This is a genomic window from Bradyrhizobium sp. MI1.11, from assembly GCF_055811255.1.
The window spans coordinates 51,586-72,270 of the sequence record NZ_JBVVPM010000036.1 but is presented as its reverse complement, the minus strand read 5'-3'; the positions used below and the strand labels follow the sequence as shown (position 1 = coordinate 72,270).

General features: G+C 64.9%; 18 protein-coding genes. 9 read left to right on the top strand and 9 right to left on the bottom strand.

Annotation, left to right across the window (positions count from 1 at the left end):
• Positions 1-70 precede the first annotated feature (70 nt).
• A complete protein-coding gene (locus AC0L30_RS29235; RefSeq protein WP_473405786.1) occupies positions 71-988 on the bottom strand; it encodes a LysR family transcriptional regulator in 918 nt (305 codons plus the stop codon).
• Positions 989-1,078: 90 nt separating this feature from the next.
• Between AC0L30_RS29235 and AC0L30_RS29230 the strand changes: the two genes are divergently transcribed.
• A complete protein-coding gene (locus AC0L30_RS29230) occupies positions 1,079-1,522 on the top strand; it encodes a nuclear transport factor 2 family protein (protein WP_219684697.1) in 444 nt (147 codons plus the stop codon).
• 335 nt (positions 1,523-1,857) lie between these two features.
• Positions 1,858-3,867 carry a HAMP domain-containing methyl-accepting chemotaxis protein gene (locus AC0L30_RS29225; protein WP_473405785.1) on the top strand — a complete coding sequence of 670 codons (2,010 nt, stop codon included), beginning with the start codon at positions 1,858-1,860 and terminating at the stop codon, positions 3,865-3,867.
• A gap of 58 nt (positions 3,868-3,925) precedes the next feature.
• Here AC0L30_RS29225 and AC0L30_RS29220 read toward each other — a convergent pair whose 3' ends face one another.
• From AC0L30_RS29220 to AC0L30_RS29210, 3 genes are all read right to left on the bottom strand, one after another.
• On the bottom strand, positions 3,926-4,612 hold the full coding sequence (locus tag AC0L30_RS29220; RefSeq protein WP_007594996.1) for a glutathione S-transferase family protein: 687 nt from the start codon (positions 4,610-4,612) through the stop codon (positions 3,926-3,928).
• Between the two features lie 132 nt (positions 4,613-4,744).
• Positions 4,745-5,071 carry a hypothetical protein gene (locus AC0L30_RS29215; RefSeq protein WP_007594994.1) on the bottom strand — a complete coding sequence of 109 codons (327 nt, stop codon included), beginning with the start codon at positions 5,069-5,071 and terminating at the stop codon, positions 4,745-4,747.
• Positions 5,072-5,238: 167 nt separating this feature from the next.
• A complete protein-coding gene (locus tag AC0L30_RS29210) occupies positions 5,239-6,369 on the bottom strand; it encodes a site-specific DNA-methyltransferase (RefSeq protein WP_007607106.1) in 1,131 nt (376 codons plus the stop codon).
• A gap of 410 nt (positions 6,370-6,779) precedes the next feature.
• Here AC0L30_RS29210 and ypfJ point away from each other — a divergent pair, with 410 nt between their 5' ends.
• Positions 6,780-7,715, top strand: coding sequence for a KPN_02809 family neutral zinc metallopeptidase (gene ypfJ / locus AC0L30_RS29205; RefSeq protein WP_007594991.1), 936 nt, complete (start codon positions 6,780-6,782; stop codon positions 7,713-7,715).
• Between the two features lie 156 nt (positions 7,716-7,871).
• Positions 7,872-8,435: a molybdenum cofactor biosynthesis protein B gene (gene moaB, locus AC0L30_RS29200; protein WP_007594989.1), complete on the top strand. Its 564-nt coding sequence runs from the start codon at positions 7,872-7,874 to the stop codon at positions 8,433-8,435.
• Positions 8,436-8,686: 251 nt separating this feature from the next.
• Here moaB and AC0L30_RS29195 read toward each other — a convergent pair whose 3' ends face one another.
• Together AC0L30_RS29195 and AC0L30_RS29190 are read right to left on the bottom strand one after the other, a co-directional pair.
• A complete protein-coding gene (locus AC0L30_RS29195) occupies positions 8,687-9,613 on the bottom strand; it encodes a bifunctional helix-turn-helix transcriptional regulator/GNAT family N-acetyltransferase (RefSeq protein WP_007594986.1) in 927 nt (308 codons plus the stop codon).
• A gap of 61 nt (positions 9,614-9,674) precedes the next feature.
• Positions 9,675-10,250 carry a glycosyltransferase family protein gene (locus AC0L30_RS29190; protein ID WP_007594985.1) on the bottom strand — a complete coding sequence of 192 codons (576 nt, stop codon included), beginning with the start codon at positions 10,248-10,250 and terminating at the stop codon, positions 9,675-9,677.
• Between the two features lie 323 nt (positions 10,251-10,573).
• Between AC0L30_RS29190 and AC0L30_RS29185 the strand changes: the two genes are divergently transcribed.
• On the top strand, positions 10,574-11,413 hold the full coding sequence (locus AC0L30_RS29185; protein ID WP_007594984.1) for an RMD1 family protein: 840 nt from the start codon (positions 10,574-10,576) through the stop codon (positions 11,411-11,413).
• A gap of 233 nt (positions 11,414-11,646) precedes the next feature.
• Here AC0L30_RS29185 and AC0L30_RS29180 read toward each other — a convergent pair whose 3' ends face one another.
• Positions 11,647-12,834, bottom strand: a complete 1,188-nt coding sequence (locus AC0L30_RS29180) for an acetate/propionate family kinase (RefSeq protein WP_354127374.1) — start codon at positions 12,832-12,834, stop codon at positions 11,647-11,649.
• An 8-nt stretch (positions 12,835-12,842) separates the two neighbouring features.
• Positions 12,843-15,257, bottom strand: a complete 2,415-nt coding sequence (locus AC0L30_RS29175; protein WP_473405784.1) for a phosphoketolase family protein — start codon at positions 15,255-15,257, stop codon at positions 12,843-12,845.
• A gap of 211 nt (positions 15,258-15,468) precedes the next feature.
• On the opposite strand from AC0L30_RS29175, the gene AC0L30_RS29170 reads away from it, so the two are divergent.
• From AC0L30_RS29170 to AC0L30_RS29155, 4 genes are all read left to right on the top strand, one after another.
• Positions 15,469-16,632: a PA0069 family radical SAM protein gene (locus AC0L30_RS29170; RefSeq protein ID WP_473405783.1), complete on the top strand. Its 1,164-nt coding sequence runs from the start codon at positions 15,469-15,471 to the stop codon at positions 16,630-16,632.
• Positions 16,633-16,656: 24 nt separating this feature from the next.
• Positions 16,657-17,112: a VOC family protein gene (locus tag AC0L30_RS29165; RefSeq protein WP_007594979.1), complete on the top strand. Its 456-nt coding sequence runs from the start codon at positions 16,657-16,659 to the stop codon at positions 17,110-17,112.
• Positions 17,113-17,196: 84 nt separating this feature from the next.
• Entirely contained in the window at positions 17,197-18,033 is an 837-nt protein-coding gene (locus AC0L30_RS29160; protein WP_473405782.1) for a ribonuclease HII, read from the top strand.
• A gap of 98 nt (positions 18,034-18,131) precedes the next feature.
• Positions 18,132-19,640: a glycosyltransferase family 39 protein gene (locus AC0L30_RS29155; RefSeq protein ID WP_473405781.1), complete on the top strand. Its 1,509-nt coding sequence runs from the start codon at positions 18,132-18,134 to the stop codon at positions 19,638-19,640.
• 120 nt (positions 19,641-19,760) lie between these two features.
• On the opposite strand, the gene AC0L30_RS29150 is transcribed toward AC0L30_RS29155, so the two are convergent.
• A complete protein-coding gene (locus AC0L30_RS29150; protein WP_473405780.1) occupies positions 19,761-20,570 on the bottom strand; it encodes a uracil-DNA glycosylase in 810 nt (269 codons plus the stop codon).
• Positions 20,571-20,685: the final 115 nt, after the last annotated feature.

The window sequence follows — 20,685 nt, the reverse complement described above, 5'->3', positions numbered from 1 at the left end:
ATCTACGCCAATACTGTCGTGCAACGGGGCACGCCCTGGATCGAAAAAGCCGCCTAGCCTTTAATGGTTGCTACGAAGCCTTCCGCTTCTCCAATTCCCGTCCCGTCTCCAGCATCAGCCGCCTGAGCCAGATCGAGCCGGGATCCATCTGTGCGCGGGTCGGGTAGAACATGAACTGCTCGTCGATCCCGGGGTCGAGCGGTGGCGTCACCGTAACGAGGCCGAGCTGCTTGGACAGCGCCGCGATCAGCCGGCGCGGCACGAAGGCGACGAGGTCGGTGCGGGCAGCGACGTGCAGCGCTTCGAGATAACCCGGGACCACGAGAGCGATGTGCCGGTCGATGCCCTTGGTCCGCAGCCAGGTGTCGATCAGGTCCTCGGGCTGGCCGCGGATAATTACTCCGACATGGCGCGCCGCCAGGAACGTCTCGCGCCGTTTCAGCTTCGCAGCCATGGGATGGCCGCGCCGCACTGCCAGCGCGTCCCTGTCGGTGTAGAGCAGCTGGCGATGAAAGCCCTTGAAGGCGTTGCCGATCGAGATCACGAGATCGATGGTGCGGGCGAACTCGGCGTGGAAGATCGCCGGTCCCCGCCACGGCACCACGTCGATCCGGACGTTGGGAGCGGCCTGCGTCACCTTTTCCATCAAGGGCGGCATCAACAGCTCGACCGCGAGGTCCGGCATCATCAGTCGGAATTGCCGCTCGCTGCGCGCCGCATCGAATTCATCCGATACGAACAGCCCGCGCACCTGGTCGAGCGCCTGCGCCAACGGCGCGCGCAAGGCTTGTGCCCGCGGCGTCAGCTCCATCCGCGCGCCTGTGCGTACCAGGAGCGGATCGCCAAGGATGTCACGCAGACGCTGGAGCGCATGACTGGCCGCCGGCTGCGACAGCCCGATCCGCAAGGCGGCGCGGCTGACGCTGGCCTCGCGCAGCAGTGCGTCGAGCGCGGTCAGGAGATTGAGGTCGAGCGAATTCAAATTCATGAGGCGAATAGATATCATATCCACTATCGATTTGAAGAATTTAGAGCCGGCGGCGATGATCTCGGTGTTCTCACCGAGGGAGATGCCGCCATGAACGCGAGCGCCAACAAGAAACTGATGCAGGATATCTTTGCAGCCGCCGCCAGCCCCAATCCGGCTGCGCGCGACCGTGGTTTGTTCACCGAAAGTCTTGCCGACGACGCCAAATGGATCGTGACCGGCCAGTACTCCTGGTCGCGCACCTTTTCCGGCAAACAGGCGATCCTCAACGACCTGCACGGCTATGTGCGGACCCGTCTTGTCGACCGGACACGGACGGTCGCCCACCGCTTCATCGCCGACGGCGATGTCGTCGTCGTCGAAGCAAAGGGCGACAATGTTACGCCCGAGGGGGTGCGCTACGACAACGATTATTGTCTCGTGTTTCGGCTCGAGGACGGCAAGATCAAGGAGATCCGGGAATATTGCGACTCGGTGCTGACCGAGAAGGCCCTCGGCCCGTTTCCGCAAACGGCCGTGAGGGCCGCGAGCTGAGCGGATCGAGCGGCGTCGCGTCCGCCGACCGGTGCCGTCCGCCGCGGTCGGCGAGGGGCGGTCGGTCGCACAGGCCGGTAGACTGCAGCGGCATGCATGCCGCTGCGGGCTTCGGGCCAAAACCTTGCTCACCTGCCGATAAAATCAGCAGATGTTGTGCCGTCTGGCGCATGCGCGCGCGAAAAATTTGAAGGTTCAATTAACGAGTGTCGCCCATTGTGTCGCGGTGCAGCGTGGTTCGCGAACAACGCGACCCGCGGCTGCCGGGGTGGCGCGACAAATCGCCGGAGTTGTTCGTCCGCCCGAATTCACATGCTTCTGAGTGGACAGTGGGAATGCCGAGTTTTCGTTTGCGGATCAGGGGACGCCTGTACGCTGGTTTCATGGCCTTGGTGGCGGTTGGTCTTGTGATGGCGGTGGTCGCCATCTGGAATTTGCGGTCCGTCCAGGATCAGGTCGCAAAACTCTCCAAATTGTCGGACAGCACGGCGCGCATCCTGGAGATATCGACCCATCTTCAGGCCATCCAGCGGGCCAATCTGCGCTACATTTACGATGCCAACGAACCTGCGATGCGGGAGGCTGCCGAGCGAGAGACCGCGGCGACCGGGCTGTTGCAGCTCGGAGCAAAGGGCACCCTCTCGGAGGAGCGGCGGAAGCTCTACAACGATCTGATCGCCGACATCGCCAAAATGAAAAGCCTGCGTGACAGTCTCGGCGACGCCGTCAACGAGGCGCGGACCGGCAAGGCGACTCTGTTGCCAAGTGGCGAAGAGCTGACCGTCAAGATGGCCAAGCTGGTCGATGTGGCCCGCGCCGCCGCCGACGACGACACGGTGTCGCTCGTCGCGGACCTCGAGTCCCGGGTTCTGTTGGTTCGAATCGCGAACTGGCGCTTCCTCGCTCTGCGCGACACCAACGGCCCCACCGCCTTCAGAACCAATGTCGACAGGGCGGTACAGCGGCTGGCAGCCGTCGAAAGGAGCCCGCAGGCGGCGGACCTTCGGTCGTCTCTGACGCCTGTGAAGACCGCGCTCGGTATCTACAAAGCCGCGTTCGAAACGACCTCCGCCGCGATGCTGCGGTCCGACGAGATCTACCACAAGGATCTCGCACCGCTCATCTCCGCGAGCATCGCCAAGCTCAAGGTCACGGAAACCACCTTGAAGGCGGATTACAACGATTCGCGCATGGCGGCCGATGCTGTGATCGACGGCACGACCTCGCTACAGGAGATCGCGGGCGGCCTCGCCGTCCTGTTCGGACTGATCGTCGCCTTCCTGACCGCCCGCAGCATCGTGGGGCCGCTGACCTCGATGACGCGCGCAATGGGGCTGCTTGCCGGGGGCAATCTCGCCGTCGAGATCCCCTCGCGCGGCAAGGCCGACGAGATCGGCGATATGGCCAAGGCGATCGACGTCTTCAAGACCAACATGATCGAGACCGAAAGGCTGCGCCATGAGCAGACCGCAACCGAGGCTCGGCAGGCCGAGGGCCGCAAGGCCGACATGGCCCGGCTCGCCAGCCAGTTCGAGCAGGCGGTGGGCGAGATCGTCGATACCGTATCCTCGGCATCGCAGGAGCTCGAGGGCTCGGCCGGCACCCTGACCGCGACCGCGAGGCGCGCGCAGGATCTCTCCACCGAAGTGCAATCCGCCTCCCAGGAAGCCTCGGCCAATGTGCAGGCGGTCGCCTCCGCGACCGAGGAATTGTCCTCCTCGGTGACGGAGATCGCGCGCCAGGTGCAGGAATCCGCGCGCATCGCGGGCGAAGCCGTCGGTCAGGTGAGCAAGACCAACGCGCGCGTCAGCGAGCTCTCCAAGGCTGCAGCCCGCATCGGCGACGTGGTCGAGCTGATCAGCACCATCGCCGGCCAGACCAACCTTCTGGCGCTGAATGCTACCATCGAGGCGGCACGCGCGGGTGAAGCCGGCCGCGGCTTTGCCGTGGTCGCCTCGGAGGTCAAGGCGCTCGCGGAGCAGACCGCGAGGGCCACCGGTGAGATCGCCCAGCAGGTCTCGGGCATCCAGGCCGCGACGGAGGAGTCGGTCGGCTCGATCAGGGAAATCAGCGGCACCATCGAGCGGCTGTCGGAGATCTCGTCGACGGTTGCCGCCGCCGTGGAGGAGCAGGGTGCGGCGACGCAGGAGATCTCCCGCAACGTCCAGCAGGCGGCCCAGGGCACGCAGCTTGTGTCGTCCAACATCGGCGACGTGCAGCGCGGCGCTTCCGAGACCGGCTCGGCCTCTTCGCAGGTGCTTTCGGCGGCACGCTCGCTGTCGGCCGACAGCAACCGCTTGAAGCAGGAAGTCGCCAACTTCCTGAACTCGGTCCACGCCGCCTGAGCATGAAAAGCAAAAGGCCACGCGCATGCGCGTGGCCTCGCATTGTGACGTGGTGCGATCAGGCGACTTTCGTCGTCATGTGCTTGAACATGTTGCTGCGGGCCTCGTCGTCCATCTCCGCCTTGAACGTGAACTTGTCCTTCAGCGCGATCGCGCGCGTCGCCGCGGGCCGGGCCGAGATCTCGTCCACCAGCCGCTTCACGTCCGGATATCGCGCGAAGGCGTCGTCGCCAAGCTTGAATGGCACCATCCGCGCCCAACCCCACAGCGCCATGTCGACGATCGAATAGTTGTCGCCGACCATGTAGCGGCGACCTTTGAGGTGACCGTCGAGAATCTTGTAATGGCGATCGGTCTCGAACTGGTAGCGGTTATGCGCGTAGTCGTGGTTCTGGTCTTTCGGCGCAAAATGCTTGAAGTGCACGGCCTGGCCCGAATACGGCCCGACGCCGGTGGCGACGAACATCAGCCATGACAGCATCTCACCGCGAACATTGGCGGCGGGCAGGAATTTGCCGGTCTTCTCGGCCAGATAGAGCAGAATGGCGTTGGAATCGAACACGATGGTGCCGTTGTCATCGATCGCCGGCACCTTGCCGTTCGGATTGATCTTCAGATAGTCCGGCGTGAACTGCTCGCCCTTGCGGGTGTCGATCTTCACCGGCTCGAAGGGCAGGCCGGCCTCTTCGAGATAAAGCGCGACCTTGGTCGGGTTCGGCGAACCGTTAAAATAGAATTTGAGCATCGGGCATCTCCCCTGTGTTTGTTGGCCGAGAGTGGAGGCAGCAACATGTCCGCAAGCGGCCTTGTCTTGCCTGAACCTTGTCGGGGAGGGCAACCGGCGAGTTTGCCGGGCGGTATCTGCGCGCGACGCAGATCAGCCGGCGTAACAAAGGCCGATCGCCGCCGTAATGACCATGGCCGCGCCCACAGCCTCGAGGCGCAGCCCGATCCGCGTGGCGATATGCATGTCGGAGGCCCGCGCCGCGCGCTCCGATCCGCGCGCATAGCCGTGAACGATGACGTCGTGATTGAAACTGTCATGGGCCTCGTTGCTGCTGGCGAGCCCGACACAGACCACGAGCACGCCGAACAAGGCGAGGCCGAAAAATCCCAGCAGCGCAATCAGGAACATCGGAAACATGCCGACCAGAAAGATCGGAAGCAGCGGCACCAGCAGCAATGTCTCGGACTGTCGTCGCATGGCTCGACCGGTCAAGACGGGGCGTAGACAGTCAATCTAGTCCCGGCCGTCGCGTCATTCAAGACGCCGTAGGGTGGGCAAAGGCGCAAAGCGCCGTGCTCACCGAACATCGCGGCGAGAATGGTGGGCACGCTTCGCTTTGCCCACCCTACAACATCACGGGAAGGCTACCCCGCCGCCATGCCGGCGCGGATCTCGGCGCGGAGCTCGTCGATCAGCTTGAGACCCTTCTTGGTCTCGATGTGCCAGAAGGTCCATCCGTTGCAGGCTTGCGCGCCTTGCGCCACCGCGCCCATGCGGTGAATGGAGCCGACCTTGTCGCCGAACATGATGGCGCCGTCGGCGCGGACCAGCGCGCCGAGCTTCTTCTTGGCGTCGAACAGCTTGGTGCCGGGCATGATCATGCCGCGCTCGATCAATTCCGAGAACGCAACCCGCGGCGCTTCGCGCGCCGTCATGAACGGGGCGAGGCTTGCCTCCGGCAACGGCTCGACCGCGGCGATGCGCGCTTGTGCCGCTTTCGCATAGGTCTTGTCGCGCTCGAAGCCGATATAGGAGCGGCCGAGGCGCTTGGCGACCGCGCCGGTGGTACCGGTGCCGTTGAAGGGATCGATCACGAGGTCGCCGGGTTTGGAGGACGACAGCAGCACGCGCGCGAGCAGGCCTTCCGGCTTCTGCGTCGGGTGCACTTTCTTGCCGTCGGCGCCCTTGAGGCGCTCCTCGCCGGTGCAGAGCGGGATCAGCCAGTCGGACCGTGCCTGCACGTCCTCGTTGGCGGCCTTCAGCGCCTCGTAGTTGAACGTGTAGCCCTTGGCCTTCTCGTCGCGCGCGGCCCAGATCATGGTTTCGTGTGCGTTGGTGAAACGGCGGCCGCGGAAATTCGGCATCGGATTGGTCTTGCGCCAGACGATGTCGTTCAGGAGCCAGAAGCCGAGATCCTGCATGATCGCGCCGACGCGGAAGATGTTGTGATAGGAGCCGATCACCCAGATCGTCGCCGACGGCTTCATCGCGCGGCGGGCGGCGAGCAGCCAGGCGCGGGTGAAATCGTCATAGGCGGAGAACGAATCGAACTTGTCCCAGTCGTCGTCGACCGCATCGACATGGGATTCGTCGGGGCGCTTGAGATCGCCCTTGAGCTGAAGATTGTAGGGTGGATCGGCGAACACCAGGTCCACCGAACCAGCCTGAAGCTTCGACATCTCTGCGACGCAATCGCCGAGGACGATGCTGTGCGAAGGAGACTCAAAATTTGTGCGGGGCGCCCTTGCAGACGCCCCGCGACGCGACTCTACCATGACTCAAGAACTCTGACTCAGGCGACGCTGTCGGCGACGCGGGACCAAACAACCGACTGACCGTTACATTGAAGCGGCAAAGTAAAAATCGACTTAACCCGCCGCTTTCGTAAGCAGCCCTCGCATCGCGCCTCGCACGCGGTTCGCTCCGCGTATTCGCCGTGTTTTGCAGTGTATTTCGCGTTTCTTCGCGTTGCGGCTGTGATCGGAGCGCAAAAAGACTCGAAATTCCTCTCGGAAAAAATTGCTCGATGCCCGGAAAAAATTGCTGGCATTGCCATGCTGTCGCACTAGGCAATAATTGCCGAGCGGGATATTGATTAACGCAATGGAAATTTTACGTGCATGGTGCGTTGAGCTTTGCCGCCTTTGCGCCCAATTGATGCCAGCCAGGACCGAGGGAAGCCGCCATGCGCTACGATGATTTCCGCCGCAGCGACGACATCGAGGATCGTCGCGACGATGGTGGCGGGGGCGGTGGAGGAGGCGGGTTCGGCCTCCCCATGGGCGGCGGCGGGCTCGGGATCGGCACCATCATCGTGCTCGGCTTGGTCGGCTACGCCTTCGGCATCGATCCGCGCATCCTGATCGGCGGCGCCGAGATCCTCACCGGCGGCGGCCAGGCGCCGTCCTACCAGACCGATCGCCAGTCGTCGTCCAACGCCAAGCGCGGCGCGCCGACCGACGAGATGGGCAGCATGATCTCCGGCATCCTCGGCGAGATCGACGATCGCTGGAGCGAGATCTTCCAGGCCTCGGGCCAGTCCTTTACCGGTCCGAAGGTCGTGCTGTTCCGCAACGTCACCAATGGCGGGCGTTGCGGCCGGGCCGAGTCGGCGATGGGACCGTTCTATTGCCCGCCGGACAAGACCATCTTCCTCGACACCGGTTTCTTCCGCGAGGTCGAGACGCGTTTTCGCGGCTGCTCCGGCAAGTCCGCTTGTAACTTCACCACCGCCTACATCATCGCCCATGAGGCTGGCCATCACATCCAGAACCTGCTCGGCATCATTCCACGCGTGACGCGCCTGCAGCAGCAGGCCGGCAGCAAGGCGGAGTCGAATGCGCTCCAGGTGAAGGTCGAATTGCAGGCCGACTGCCTGTCCGGTGTCTGGGTCAATCGCGAGGCGAAGAAGCGGCCGAACTTCCTGGAGCCGGGCGACATCGACGCCGCACTCACCACGGCGAGCGCGATCGGCGACGACACGCTGCAGCGCCAGTCCACAGGCCGCGTCGTGCCCGATTCCTTCACCCACGGCTCGGCGGCGCAACGCAAACAGTGGTTCATGACCGGCTACCAGCAGGGCACCGTCCAGGCCTGCAACACGTTTGGTGGCGGACAGTAGGCTGACGGTTTCGTGCCCCCGGACGCAGCGCAGCATGTAACGCTGCGCTGCTGAGCCGGGGCCCATAACGCCGGCGCCTCTTCACGAGCATGGGTCCCGGCTCTGCGACGCACCGCTGACGCGCTGCATCGCGTCCGGGACACGAGAGGAAGTACAATGACCTCCATCGACGAAACAAAACAATTCGTCCCGCTCAACATCGCAGTGCTCACCGTGTCCGACACGCGCGTGCTCGCGGATGACAAATCCGGCCAGACCTTGGCCGACCGTCTCACCGCGGCCGGCCATCATCTCGCCGCGCGCGAGATCGTCACCGACGACGTCGAGGCGATCCGCACCGTCATCCGCCGCTGGATTGCAGACGCAGGCGTCGACGTCGTCATCACCACCGGCGGCACCGGCTTCACCGGGCGCGACGTCACGCCGGAGGCGATCGAGCCCTTGTTCGAGAAGCGCATGGACGGTTTCTCGATCGCATTCCACATGCTGAGCCACGCCAAGATCGGCACGTCGACGATCCAGAGCCGCGCCACGGCCGGCGTCGCGGGCGCAACCTACATCTTCTGCCTCCCAGGTTCGCCCGGTGCCTGCCGCGACGGCTGGGACGGCATCCTCAAAGCCCAGCTCGATTACCGCACGCGTCCCTGCAATTTCGTCGAGATCATGCCGCGGCTGGACGAGCATCTGCGTCGGCCGAAGGCCCAGGGCGCGACGGTGTAGGGGTCCGCGTTGGCGCGCCATTCTTCCCTTCCCCCCTTGTGGGGGAAGGTGGCATAGGCCGCCTTGGGCCGCCGTTCTTAAAGAACGCCGAAGCGAAGCTTCGGCTATGGCGCCGGATGAGGGGTATCTATCGGCACGGAATGTGCCGAAGCAAACCCCTCACCCAAGTGGGCTTGTGTCTACCAGCGTCGCTGCCCTCTCCCGCAAGGGACGAGGGCGCATTCATGCGCATCTCGCTCGTTGCGAAATAGTCAGAGATCCCGCTCCCAGGTCTCGCCGATCAGATCGACACCGAAGCTGTGGTGCTTCTCTTCCTTCACGAGCTTGAAGCCTGCACTTTGATAGATGCCACGCGCGGCGACCAGGATGCTTTGCGTCCACAGCGTCATCTTGCTGTAGCCCCTCTCGCGCGCACCCTGGATACATTGCTGGACCAGCGCGCGGCCGACACCGAGTCCCCGCGCCTTCTTTTCCACCTGCAACAGCCGCAGCTTGGCAATCTCGTCCGTGGCCTTGACCAGAAAGATCGAGCCGACCGGCTCGCCATCCACTTCCGCAATCCAGCAGTGCTCGCGCGCGGGGTCATAGTTCTTGATGAACTGTGCGCAGATCTCGGCGACCAGGGCCTCGTAGCTGATATCCCAGTTGTAGTCGGCCGCATAGGCGGCGGCCTGCCGGGAGATGACCCAGCCCATGTCGCCGGCGCGATGGCTGCGCAGCATGAAAGCCGCGGGCTGGCTTCGACGCTCCAGCACAGCCTCGATGGTCGCCATAGCCTGCGTGAGCCGCGTTGCATCGCTGGCCGAAAGCTGAGCCAGCATAGCGGCGACCTCATTTTGCGAGCCCAGGTTCAGCTTGGCAAAGGCCTGGCGCCCTTTGGCGGTGAGGCTCAGCTGGTATTGCCTGCGATCCGCGGGCAGGGGCCTGCGGGTGATCAGGCCCTTTTCGTCGAAGCTTTGGACTATGCGGCTGAGATAGCCGGGGTCGAGGCCAAGCTCGTTGCCGATCTCCTTGGCGGCAAGGTCGTCCCGTTGTGCGAGCTCGTAGAGCACGCGGGCCTCGCTGAGCGAGAACGGGCTCTTTCCAAGGTGCTGGTCGAGCACGCCAAGTTTGCGGGTGTAAAAGCGGTTGAAGGCGCGGACCGCTGCGATGTGGTCGTCGGTACCGTTAAATGACATGGGTCACCTTGATACTTGCCATTGTCAAACAATTATTTGACTTTGGCAAGTATCGAGAGTGTTAGCCGACCATGACGATCCGACTGCGCAGCATGATCCGCGACGAGCGGCCGAGCCGCCGCAGCAGCCGCGCCTCGGAGCGGCGGGCTTGGGGCGCGTAGCCGCCGATGCGGTCGTAGTGATCACGCGCGATCAAAAGTCCCTGATCGCCGAAGGGACCGACGAGCTTGCGCATCAGGGCCCAGAGAATATCGCGGAAGCCGGCATCGGCGTAGGGCGAGCGGGCATAGCGGAAGACGGCCGCACGATCCCGGCCGCTGGTCGAGACGGACTGGATGAACTGGGTGGTTTCCTCGATCCAGCCGGTTTCCAGCACAGCGCCCGCAGGGAGGAACATCAGCCAGGACGAACGGGCCTGGAGTGCGCCGGCGGCGAGCGCAGCGCCTTGCGTGGATCCTTCGAAGCCGATGAAACGGCAGCCCGCGACGTCGGCAACGCGCTCGATGACGCCATTGCGGGTGCCGTCGACCAGGAGCACTTCCCGGATGATGCCTGCGGCGGCACCGGGTACCAGCGCGGCCAGAGTGGCGACCGCCGTCTGCTCGACGCCTTCGGTCGGAATGATGACGCTCAGCATGATTGAGGCTTCAGTGTCCACACTTCGGGAGAAGCGTAGCTCATTATGAGGGCGTCATAAAACATGTGGCGCTGCCGAGCAACTTTCCGGCCGCGCTTCGGGTATACGATGGTAAACCGCTGCAGCTGTCGCATCCAAATGTGTCCCGTACGGGGCGGCGATATTGCCGAATGTGTCGCCCCAAGCCTGTCCTGTCCGTATTAGTCCGGAGACGAACCGCAACATTGCGAGGCGCGCCGGCCGTTCGTAAATCCTGCAAGAGGAGGATGCGATAGCGGGAGAACGGGAAAAACCGTGCAATGGTGCTGCTGACGAGGCTTTGAATGAACGCCGATCAACTTGCTGTTAACTCGCCGGCAACATCTCCCAGGCCGGACGGCGCGCCGACCTTGCGGATCCGCGCCGTGATGCTGGGTGAACGCATCAATCCCTCCGGACTCGAAATGGGCGCGACAGTCTCCTCGATGCCGGCCGCCTTCCGCGTCCATGCCGGCCTTGCGGTCATCTTCCGCTACGGCGTCGTGGTGCTGATCGGTCTCCTCCCTTCGGAGGAGAAAGTGCTGATCGACAGCCTGAAGCCCCGCGTGATCGGCGAGTTCAGCCCCTACGAGGAGGAGATCGCGCATGCGCAACTCTGCAAGGACGAAAGCGCCGAGGCTATCCAGCCGGGCGGCCCGATCTGTCTCGCCAAATTCTCCGACGACCGGCTGCTGCTGATCGCGGACGCGCTTGCCAAGAGCACTTCGCTCGCACGTGACGAGCGCCGCGTCGCCGCCGTCTTCGACGTGATCGAGCCATTTGCGCGCAAGCTCGCCGAGCAGGGCCGCACGCCGCCCCGGCGCAAGGGCATCTTGCAATTGATCGGCAATGCGCTTCTCGTCCAGCAGCGCGTCGCCGGCCGTGTTGCGGTGGCCGAGAAACCCGACGTGCTCTGGGAGAAACCCGAACTCGACCGGCTCTATGCCCGCCTTGAAGACGAGTACGAACTGAAGGAGCGCCTGGACACGCTCGAGCGCAAGCTCGCCGCCGTGTCCGCGACCGCCAACGCACTTACCGACATCATCGATACCCAGCGCTCGCTCCGCCTCGAAATCGCCGTGGTGGTGCTGATCGTGATCGAGGTCGCGATCGGGTGTTTCCAGATTTGGTCGGGGACGCATTAGAACGCGCGGGCCGCTGGATCAATTTATCCCGCGAGCGAGATGCTCGTGACTGCGCCCGCGCCCCCTTGCGGGAGAGGGCAGCCCCGCAAGGAGACACAAACTTACAGGGGTGAGGGGTATGTCTCCGCATACTCACATGCATACGTGAGCGACCAAAGAACCCCTCATCCGGCGCTTCGCGCCACCTTCTCCCGCAACGGGCGAAGGGAAGCGACGCCGACGTACGCCGTTGATCACGAGCTGACGGCCCGCAGCACCGCCGCACAATGCCGCGCGATCATCAGTTCCTCATTCGTTGGAATGACGAAGACATCGACTGCGCTATCGCCATCGTTGATGCGCTCGCGCGCCGCCTCATTCGCAGCGGCATCGATGCGCACACCGAGCCAGTCGAGACGCTCACCGATCGCGCTGCGGATTTCCCCGGCGTGTTCGCCGATGCCGCCGGTGAAGATCAGGCAGTCCAGCCCGGCAAGCGTTGTCGCCATCGCCGCCACCTCCTGCGCGGCGCGGAAGGTGAAGAGCTCGACCGCCTCCCGTGCCGCAGCTTCGCTGCTCGCAAGCAGCGTGCGCATATCCGAAGCGATGCGGGAGACGCCGAGCAGGCCCGATTCGTGATAGAGCAGGTGCTGGACGTCTTCGACCGACATCTTCTCGTGCTGTTGCAGATAGAGCAGTACGCCCGGGTCGATCCTGCCGCAGCGCGTGCCCATCACCAGTCCGTCGAGCGGCGTCAGTCCCATCGTGGTGTCGATGCTGCGGCCGTCCCGCAAGCCGCACAGGCTCGCGCCGTTGCCGAGATGCGCGATCACAGTGCGCTTCGCCACGAGTTGCGGCGCGATTCGGGCGAGCCGTCCCGCGACATATTCGAACGAGAGGCCATGAAATCCGTAGCGCCGAACGCCGCGCTCTTCATAACGTCTCGGAATGGCGAAGCGGCTGGCGGGCGGCGCAATGCCGTGGTGGAAAGCGGTGTCGAAGCAGGCGATCTGCGTCAGGTCGGGCCTTATCGCCGTGATGGTGCGGACTGGCGCCAGGCAGCGCGGCTGGTGCAGCGGCGCCAGCGGCGTCAGCGCTTCCAGCTTTGCGGTGATATCGTCCGTCAGCTCGACCGGAGCGGAATAGTCTAGACCGCCATGGACGACGCGGTGGCCGACAGCGCGCAAGCGATGGTCCCCGAAACGATCCTCGATGAAGCCGAGCACGTCGGCGAACAGATGATCGCTGTCCGCATCCGATGCTTTCCTCCGTTTCTCGAACAGGTCCTCGCCCGCGGGGCCCTTCACGACGAGCCGCGGCTTCGTCTCGTGCTCGTCGAGCAGGCCCTTGCAGAGCAGGGTGGGCTCGGCCGCCGAGATCTCGAACAGGCCGAATTTGACGCTCGACGATCCCGAGTTGAAAACGAGTACCGTGTTCGACATGGCTGCTGTCAGTCGCCTGCCTGCGCCGGCGTGTTGCCGCCGGCGCTGTTCTGCCAGACCCATTCCTGGATTTCCGGCATGTCCTCGCCGTATTCGCGCACATAGCGCGAATGCTCGATCAGCTTGTCGCGGAATTGCTGCTTCACCTGCGCCGCCTTGGTGGCCAGTCCCGGCACGCGCTCGATCGCCTCGATCGCGAGGTGATAGCGGTCGAGCTCGTTGAGCACGACCATGTCGAACGGCGTCGTCGTGGTGCCTTCCTCGGCAAAGCCGCGGACGTGCATGCCGGCGTGGTTGGTGCGGTTATAGGTCAGCCGGTGGATCAGATAGGGATAGCCGTGATAGGCGAAGATCACCGGCTTGTCGCGCGTGAACAGGCCGTCGAAGTCGCGGTCGGACAAACCGTGCGGGTGCTGCTCCCTGGGTTGCAGCGTCATGAGGTCGACGACGTTGACGACGCGGATCTTCAGCTCGGGCAGCGCCTTGCGCAGCAGGTCGACGGCGGCGAGTGTTTCCAGTGTCGGCACGTCGCCGGCGCAGGCCATCACGACATCGGGCTCGCCATTCGCGTCTTCCGTGCCGGCCCAGCTCCAGATGCCGATGCCGGCGTCGCAATGCGTGGCCGCCTCCTGCATCGACAGCCATTGCGGCGCCGGCTGCTTGCCGGCGACGATGACGTTGACGCGGTCATAGGTGCGCAGGCAGTGATCGGCGATCCACAGCAGCGTGTTGGCGTCCGGCGGGAAGTAGATGCGGACGATGTCGGCCTTCTTGTTGGCGACGAGATCGACGAAACCGGGATCCTGATGGCTGAAGCCGTTGTGGTCCTGACGCCAGACATGCGAGGTGAGCAGATAGTTGAGCGAGGCGATCGGTCGCCGCCACGGCAGATGCCGGGTCACCTTCAGCCATTTGGCGTGCTGGTTGAACATGGAATCCACGATGTGGATGAACGCCTCGTAGCAGGAGAAGAAGCCGTGCCGGCCCGTGAGCAGATAGCCCTCTAACCAGCCCTGGCAGAGATGCTCGCTCAGGACTTCCATCACGCGTCCGTCCTGGGCGAGATGCACGTCGTAAGGTTTTGTCGGCTCCATCCAGACGCGTTCCGTGGCCTCGAACGCCGCATCGAGCCGGTTTGACGCGGTCTCGTCCGGACCCATGATGCGGAAGTTGCGGGCCTCGGCGTTGAGGCGGATGACGTCGCGCAGGAATTTCCCGAGCTCGCGGGTTGCCTCCGCCACGACGCCGCCCGGCTGAGTTACCTCGACGGCGAAGCTGCGGAAGTCCGGCAGCTTCAGCTCCTTCTTCAGAAGGCCGCCATTGGCGTGCGGATTGGCACCCATGCGGCGATTGCCTTCGGGCGCGAGCGCCTGGAGCTCGGCAATCAGCGCGCCGTTGGCGTCGAACAGCTTTTCCGGCTCGTAGCTGCGCATCCAGTCTTCGAGAATCTTCAGATGCGCCGGATTCTCGCGGCAGTTCGCGACCGGCACCTGATGCGCCCGCCAAAAACCTTCGACCTTCTTGCCGTCGACTTCCTTGGGGCCGGTCCAGCCCTTCGGGCTGCGCAGCACGATCATCGGCCAGCGCGGGCGTTCGATGCTCTTGCGGCCGTCGCGGGCGTGCTGCTGGATCGACCGGATGCTGGCGAACGCGACATCCAGCGCGTCCGCCATGGCCTGATGCATCGGCTTGGGATCGTCGCCCTCGACGAACAGCGGCTCGTGGCCGAGCCCGCGGAACAGATTGCGGATCTCGTCGTCGCGCATCCGCCCGAGCACGGTCGGATTGGCAATCTTGTAACCGTTGAGATGCAGGATCGGCAGCACCGCACCGTCATGGGCAGGATTGAGGAACTTGTTGGAGTGCCAGGACGCGGCGAGCGGGCCGGTCTCGGCCTCGCCGTCGCCGACGACACAGGCGACGATCAGGTCGGGATTGTCGAAGGCCGCGCCATAGGCATGCACCAGCGCGTAGCCGAGCTCGCCGCCTTCGTGGATCGAACCGGGCGTTTCCGGCGCCGCGTGACTCGGGATGCCGCCGGGGAAGGAGAACTGTCTGAACAGCTTGCGCAATCCGTCGGCATCGCGCGCGATATCGGGATAGATCTCGCTGTAGCTGCCTTCGAGATAGGTGTTGGCGACCATGCCGGGGCCGCCGTGGCCGGGACCGCAGACATAGATCACGCTCAGGTCCAGCGCGCGGATGACGCGGTTGAGATGGGCGTAAATGAAGTTCAACCCGGGCGTCGTGCCCCAATGGCCGAGCAAACGCGGCTTGATGTGCTCGGGCCGTAACGGCTCGCGCAGCAGCGGATTGTCGAGCAGGTAGATCTGCCCGACGGAGAGATAGTTCGCGGCGCGCCAGTAGCGGTCGAGCAGATCGAGGTCGCTGCTCGCTGCGGCCAATTGTTGTTGATTTGTCATGTTCCTGCCGACCTTCACCCGGGATCGTCACCAACCGAGTTCCGGCGAGATCGATCCTTCGGCAGCATCAAACGGGATCGCCGTGACGCCACTGTTGCGTGAGGTCAAAAGCGGGCGCGCGAAGTTTGGGCAGCTCTACTGTGCATGGGGTTGTTTTCACGTTTTTCGTTTGTGTTCTTGATTTGTTCCTTTGGCGTGCTATCTTGGCTTCATGAGTCCAGCATCCTCTCATGCTCTCAAGCACCCGCCGGTCACGGCGCCCTCCGAGCCGGCGGTTGCGCCTTCTGACTTCCCTGAGCTGGCGGTCGCCATCGACCGCCAGCGCAGGCGAGGCCGGGGCGCGCAGTCCAACGCCAGCGGCCGGTTCGAGGCCGAGGCGCGCGTCGCATTCGACGATGGCTGGCAAAGCCTTGAAGAACTGCCTCCGTTCAAGACCACGGTCGGGATCGACACCTCGCGCAAGGTGATTACCCGCAACGATTCTCCCGACATCGGCTTCGATCGTTCGATCAATCCCTACCGCGGCTGCGAGCACGGCTGCGTTTATTGCTTCGCGCGGCCGACCCATGCCTATCTCGGCCTGTCGCCGGGGCTCGACTTCGAGTCGAAGCTGTTCGTGAAGCCCGAGGCGCCGGCGCTGCTCGAGAAGGAGCTTGCAGCGCCGGGCTACGAGCCGCGGATGATCGCGATCGGCACCAACACCGATCCCTATCAGCCGATCGAACGCGAGCGCAAAATCATGCGCGGCATTCTGGAGGTGCTGGAGCGCGCCGGCCATCCCGTCGGTATCGTCACCAAGTCGGCGCTGGTGACCCGCGACATCGACATTCTCGCGCGCATGGCCAAGCGCAACCTCGCCAAGGTCGGGATCTCCGTGACCTCGCTCGATCCGAAATTGGCGCGCACCATGGAGCCGCGGGCGTCCACGCCGCCGAAGCGGCTGGAGGCGCTGAAGCAGCTTTCCGAGGCCGGCATTCCGACCACCGTCATGGTCGCCCCCGTCATCCCCGCGCTGAACGATTCCGAGATCGAGCGCATCCTGGACGCCGCCGCTCATGCCGGCGTCAAGGAAGCCTCCTACGTGTTGCTGCGGTTGCCGCTCGAGGTGCGCGATCTCTTTCGGGAATGGCTGATGGCGAACTATCCGGACCGCTATCGCCACGTCTTCACGCTGATCCGCGACATGCGCGGCGGCCGCGACTACGACGCGAAATGGGGCGAGCGCATGAAGGGCACCGGTCCGATGGCCTGGACCATCGGCCGCCGCTTCGAGATCGCCTGCGACAGGCTCGGGCTGAACAAGCGGCGCTCCAAGCTGACGACGGATCATTTTGCCAAGCCGAAGCGGAACGGCGATCAGCTCAGCCTGTTCTGAGGGACGAAGTGGGAGAGGCGTCGTATGAGCCAGGAACTGCCAGCTCCAATCCCGCGGCTCACCGTCATCACGCTGGGCGTGAATGACATCCGCGCCAGCATTGCCTTTTACGACGCGCTCGGGTTTTCGCGCCGGCTCAAGGTGACCGGTGAGGCCGTTGCGTTCTATGACACCGGCGGTCCGGTGCTCGCGCTGTTTCCCTGGGACCAGCTCGCGGTCGACGCCAGATTGCCGGATCATCCGAGGCCATCGACGTTCCGCGGCATGACGCTCGCTTGGAACTGCCGCGCGCGTGAGGAGGTGGATGCGGTGCTGGCTTTCGCCATCGGCAAGGGAGCCGCGCTGCTGAAGGCCGCGCATGAGACCGATTACGGCGGCTATTCCGGCTATTTCGCCGATCCTGATGGCCATCCATGGGAAGTCGTGGTCGCACCCGGCATCGACGTCGGCGAGGACCGGCGGGTGCATCTGGCGGAATAGGGCGGCTGACTTGAATCTTGAATAGCGGGAATTGTCCGAGGTTCCCGGTTGCGCAGGCCGTGCCGCTTGCGCACGATCCCCGCCATGATTCGGGATCAGTCCGCCAAGAAGCCGGCCAAAGGTGCGCCCAAGAAGGCTGCGCCTGAAAACAAGAAAGCTGCGCCCAAAAAAATCGCCAAGGCGCTGGCCGGCACAAAGAGCGCCATCATCGTCGCCCCAAGCTTCCGCCGCGAGCGCGCGCTGATGAAGCGCGGCGTCTGGCCGGTGGCGGGCTGCGATGAGGCCGGCCGCGGGCCGCTGGCGGGTCCTGTGGTGGCGGCGGCGGTGATTCTCGATCCCGACCGCATCCCGCGCGGCATCGATGATTCCAAGCGCCTGACGGCCGAGCAGCGCGAAAGACTGTTCGACAAGATCTGCGCGACCGCCCAGGTCTCGGTGGCCGTCGCCTCGCGCTCCCGCATCGACCGCGACAACATCCTGCGCGCCTCGCTGTGGGCGCTGAAGCGCGCCGTGGTGGCGCTGCCCGAGCAGCCCCGGCACGTCTTCGTAGACGGCCGCGACCGGCTCGACACTGAATGCGATTGCGAGGCCGTGATCGGCGGCGACGGCATCGTCCTGTCGATCGCAGCGGCCTCGATCATCGCCAAGGTGACGCGGGACCGCCTGATGTGCGCGTTGGCTCAGGACTGTCCCGGCTACGGTTTCGAGCAGCACAAGGGCTACGCTGTGCCCGAGCACCTCGACGCGCTCAACCGCCTCGGTCCCACCGTCCACCACCGCAGCTTCTTCGCCCCCGTCGCCGCCGCCCGCGCCAAGCACATGCCCTGGACGGTCGAGCCGGCACAGGATCTGTTTGCGGTGACCGAGATCGAGCTGCAGGTGGACACGAGCCTGGAAGTCGACGCGTCGGCAAATCTCTAGACGAGACTCGGTTGCCACGACGCGCCGCGCCCTCTATCAAAATAGTCGTGAGCGAATAGGGCCGGCTTCACGGGTTGGCTGCATCTTTCGGACGTTACATGCGGTTTACCTCCCTGGTCATCGAGCTCATTCGCGCGCGGCCGCGGCTGATCGTCTGGATCGCCGTGCTGCTCCAGGCCGCGATGTGGCTGTTCGTGGCGCTGGTGTTTTATCGCAGCCCGCCCGGCAGCCTCGCGACTCTGCTGGCCTTCGGCCGCGAATACCAGGTCGGCACTGATTTAGGCCCGCCCTTGCCGGTCTGGCTCGCCGACATCGCCTATCGCGCTGCCGGCGGCCACGTGTTCGGCGTCTACGTCCTGGCGGAGCTCTGTGGGGTCGCGACCTTCATCGCGCTCTATCATCTGTCCCGCGCGGTGGTCGGTCCCCAGCAGGCAGTGCTGGCCGTGCTGCTGACCATGACGCTGCTGGCCTTCTCCTCGCCCGCACTCGACTTCGGCCCCCTGGTGCTGGCGCGGCCGCTCTGGGCGCTGCTGCTGCTGCATTCCTGGCAGATCATCGGACAGCGCCGTGGCAACGCCTGGTTCGCCTGGTCGATCGAGGCCGGCCTCCTGCTGCTGACGACGCCGGCTGCGATCTTCTTCTTGCTGCTGATCGTCGTCTTCGCGCTCGCAACCGCGGACGGCCGCCACACGCTGCGCGCATTCGACCCACTGTTTGCGCTGGTGGTCGTCGCCGTGCTGGCATTGCCCTATGCCGTCTGGCTGATGCGCGCCGAGGTGCTCGTCCTGCCGGCCTTGCCTGAGGTCGCCCAGCTCAATGCCCGCGCGCTGCACGCGGCCTGGCTGCTCGGGGGGCTCCTGCTCGGTGCGGCGGCGATCCCGGCGCTGACGGTCCTCAACACCGGCCTGTTTGTTCCCAAGAGCGAGGAGGCGCCGATCATCTACCGCCCGCCGGTCGAGCCGCTCGCGCGCAACTTCGTCTATTTCTTCGCGCTGGCGCCGCCACTCGGCGCGGTGCTGATCTCCGGCCTGCTGGGCCTCGACGCCGTCGTCGGCGGCGCCGGCGTCGTGCTGGTGTTGTCGGGGCTTGCCGTGGTCGTGGGGGCCGGCGATCTCATCGCGATGCGCCGCGCGAGGATGCTGCGGATGGTCTGGGCGGCCGCCGTCATCGCGCCCGCAATCGGCGTCGTGCTCGCCGTCCTGCTCCTGCCGTGGACCGGTGCCAACGAGATCGCGACCTCGATGCCGGCGCGCGCGATTTCGGACTTCTTCGACGAGAGCTTTGCCCGTCGCACCAATCATCGCCTGCGCGCGGTCGCCGGCGAGACCCAGCTTGCGAGCCTGATCACGCTGCATTCCGGCCGGCCGCATCTCTTCATCGATGCCGAGCCCGCGCGGACGCCTTGGATCAATCAGGCCAAGTTCAGCGAGACCGGCGGCGTCGTGGTCTGGCGCGCCTCTGATACCGGCGGCACTCCGCCGCCGGACATCCTCGCGCGCTTTCCCGGCATCGTCCCGGAAGTCCCGCGCGCCTTCGAATGGCTGGTGACCGGACGCCAGCAACTCCTGCGTATCGGCTGGGCCATCGTGCGGCCGAAGGGGACTTAGTCGCTCGCTCTTTCCCTCGTCATTGCGAGGAGCGCTTGCGACGACGCAATCCAGAGTCCGCGGAAAGATTCTGGATTGCCTCGCTGCGCTCGCAATGACGGAGAGAGGTCGTACGACTCCTCACGCGCCCGCCAGCACCTTCGCGATCGCGCGCAGATCCTGCCAGGCCAGCCGCTTGTACGACGGCGAGCGCAGCAGATAGGCGGGGTGGAAGGTCGGCAGCGCGCGGATGGTGCGCGCGCCCGTCTCGTAGTCGAACCAGCGGCCGCGGGTGCGCATGATGCCTTCGCGGGTCGACAGCAGCGTCTGCGTCGAGGGATTGCCGAGCGTCACCAGCACATCCGGATTCACCAGCTCGATCTGGCGCTGGATGAAGGGCAGGCAGATTTGCGTCTCCTGCGGCGTCGGCGTGCGGTTGCCGGGCGGCCGCCAGGGGATCACGTTGGCGATGTAGGCCGTGGTGCGGTTGAGGCCTATGGCTCCTATCATCAAATCGAGCAGCTTGCCGCTGCGCCCGACGAAGGGCAGCCCCTCGATGTCCTCGTCGCGGCCCGGTGCCTCGCCGACGAACATGATGCGCGCCTGCGGATTACCGTCGGCGAAAACCAAGCGTGTCGCGGTGTGCTTCAGCGCGCAGCCGTCAAAGCTCTGCATCAGCTCGCGCAACGCCTCCAAGGTCGGCGCGGTGCGTGCGGCCTCGCGCGCCGAGGCGATTGCGACGTCGGGCGCGGGCGCAGCCTCGCCGCGCAACACCGCGGGCGCGGCGACCGGCCGTGGGGCCTCGACCGGAGGTGGCGCGCGCGGAGCCGGAGGTGGAGCATCCAATTCCGCCAGGCGGTCGATCGGTTCCTCCGCGAGCGTGCAATCGACTCCAGCCTCCAGATAGAAGGCGAGAAGCTCTCGGACCGTGGGTGCGGGTTCTGGGATCATTGGAAAGTCTGACTATTAGTCCAGTTTGGGGCGCCTTGCACCCCGGCGAAACGCATTTCCGAGGTTGTCCTACCCGGAAAAATCGGAAACAAGAGGGCGCAATCGACCAAGGACC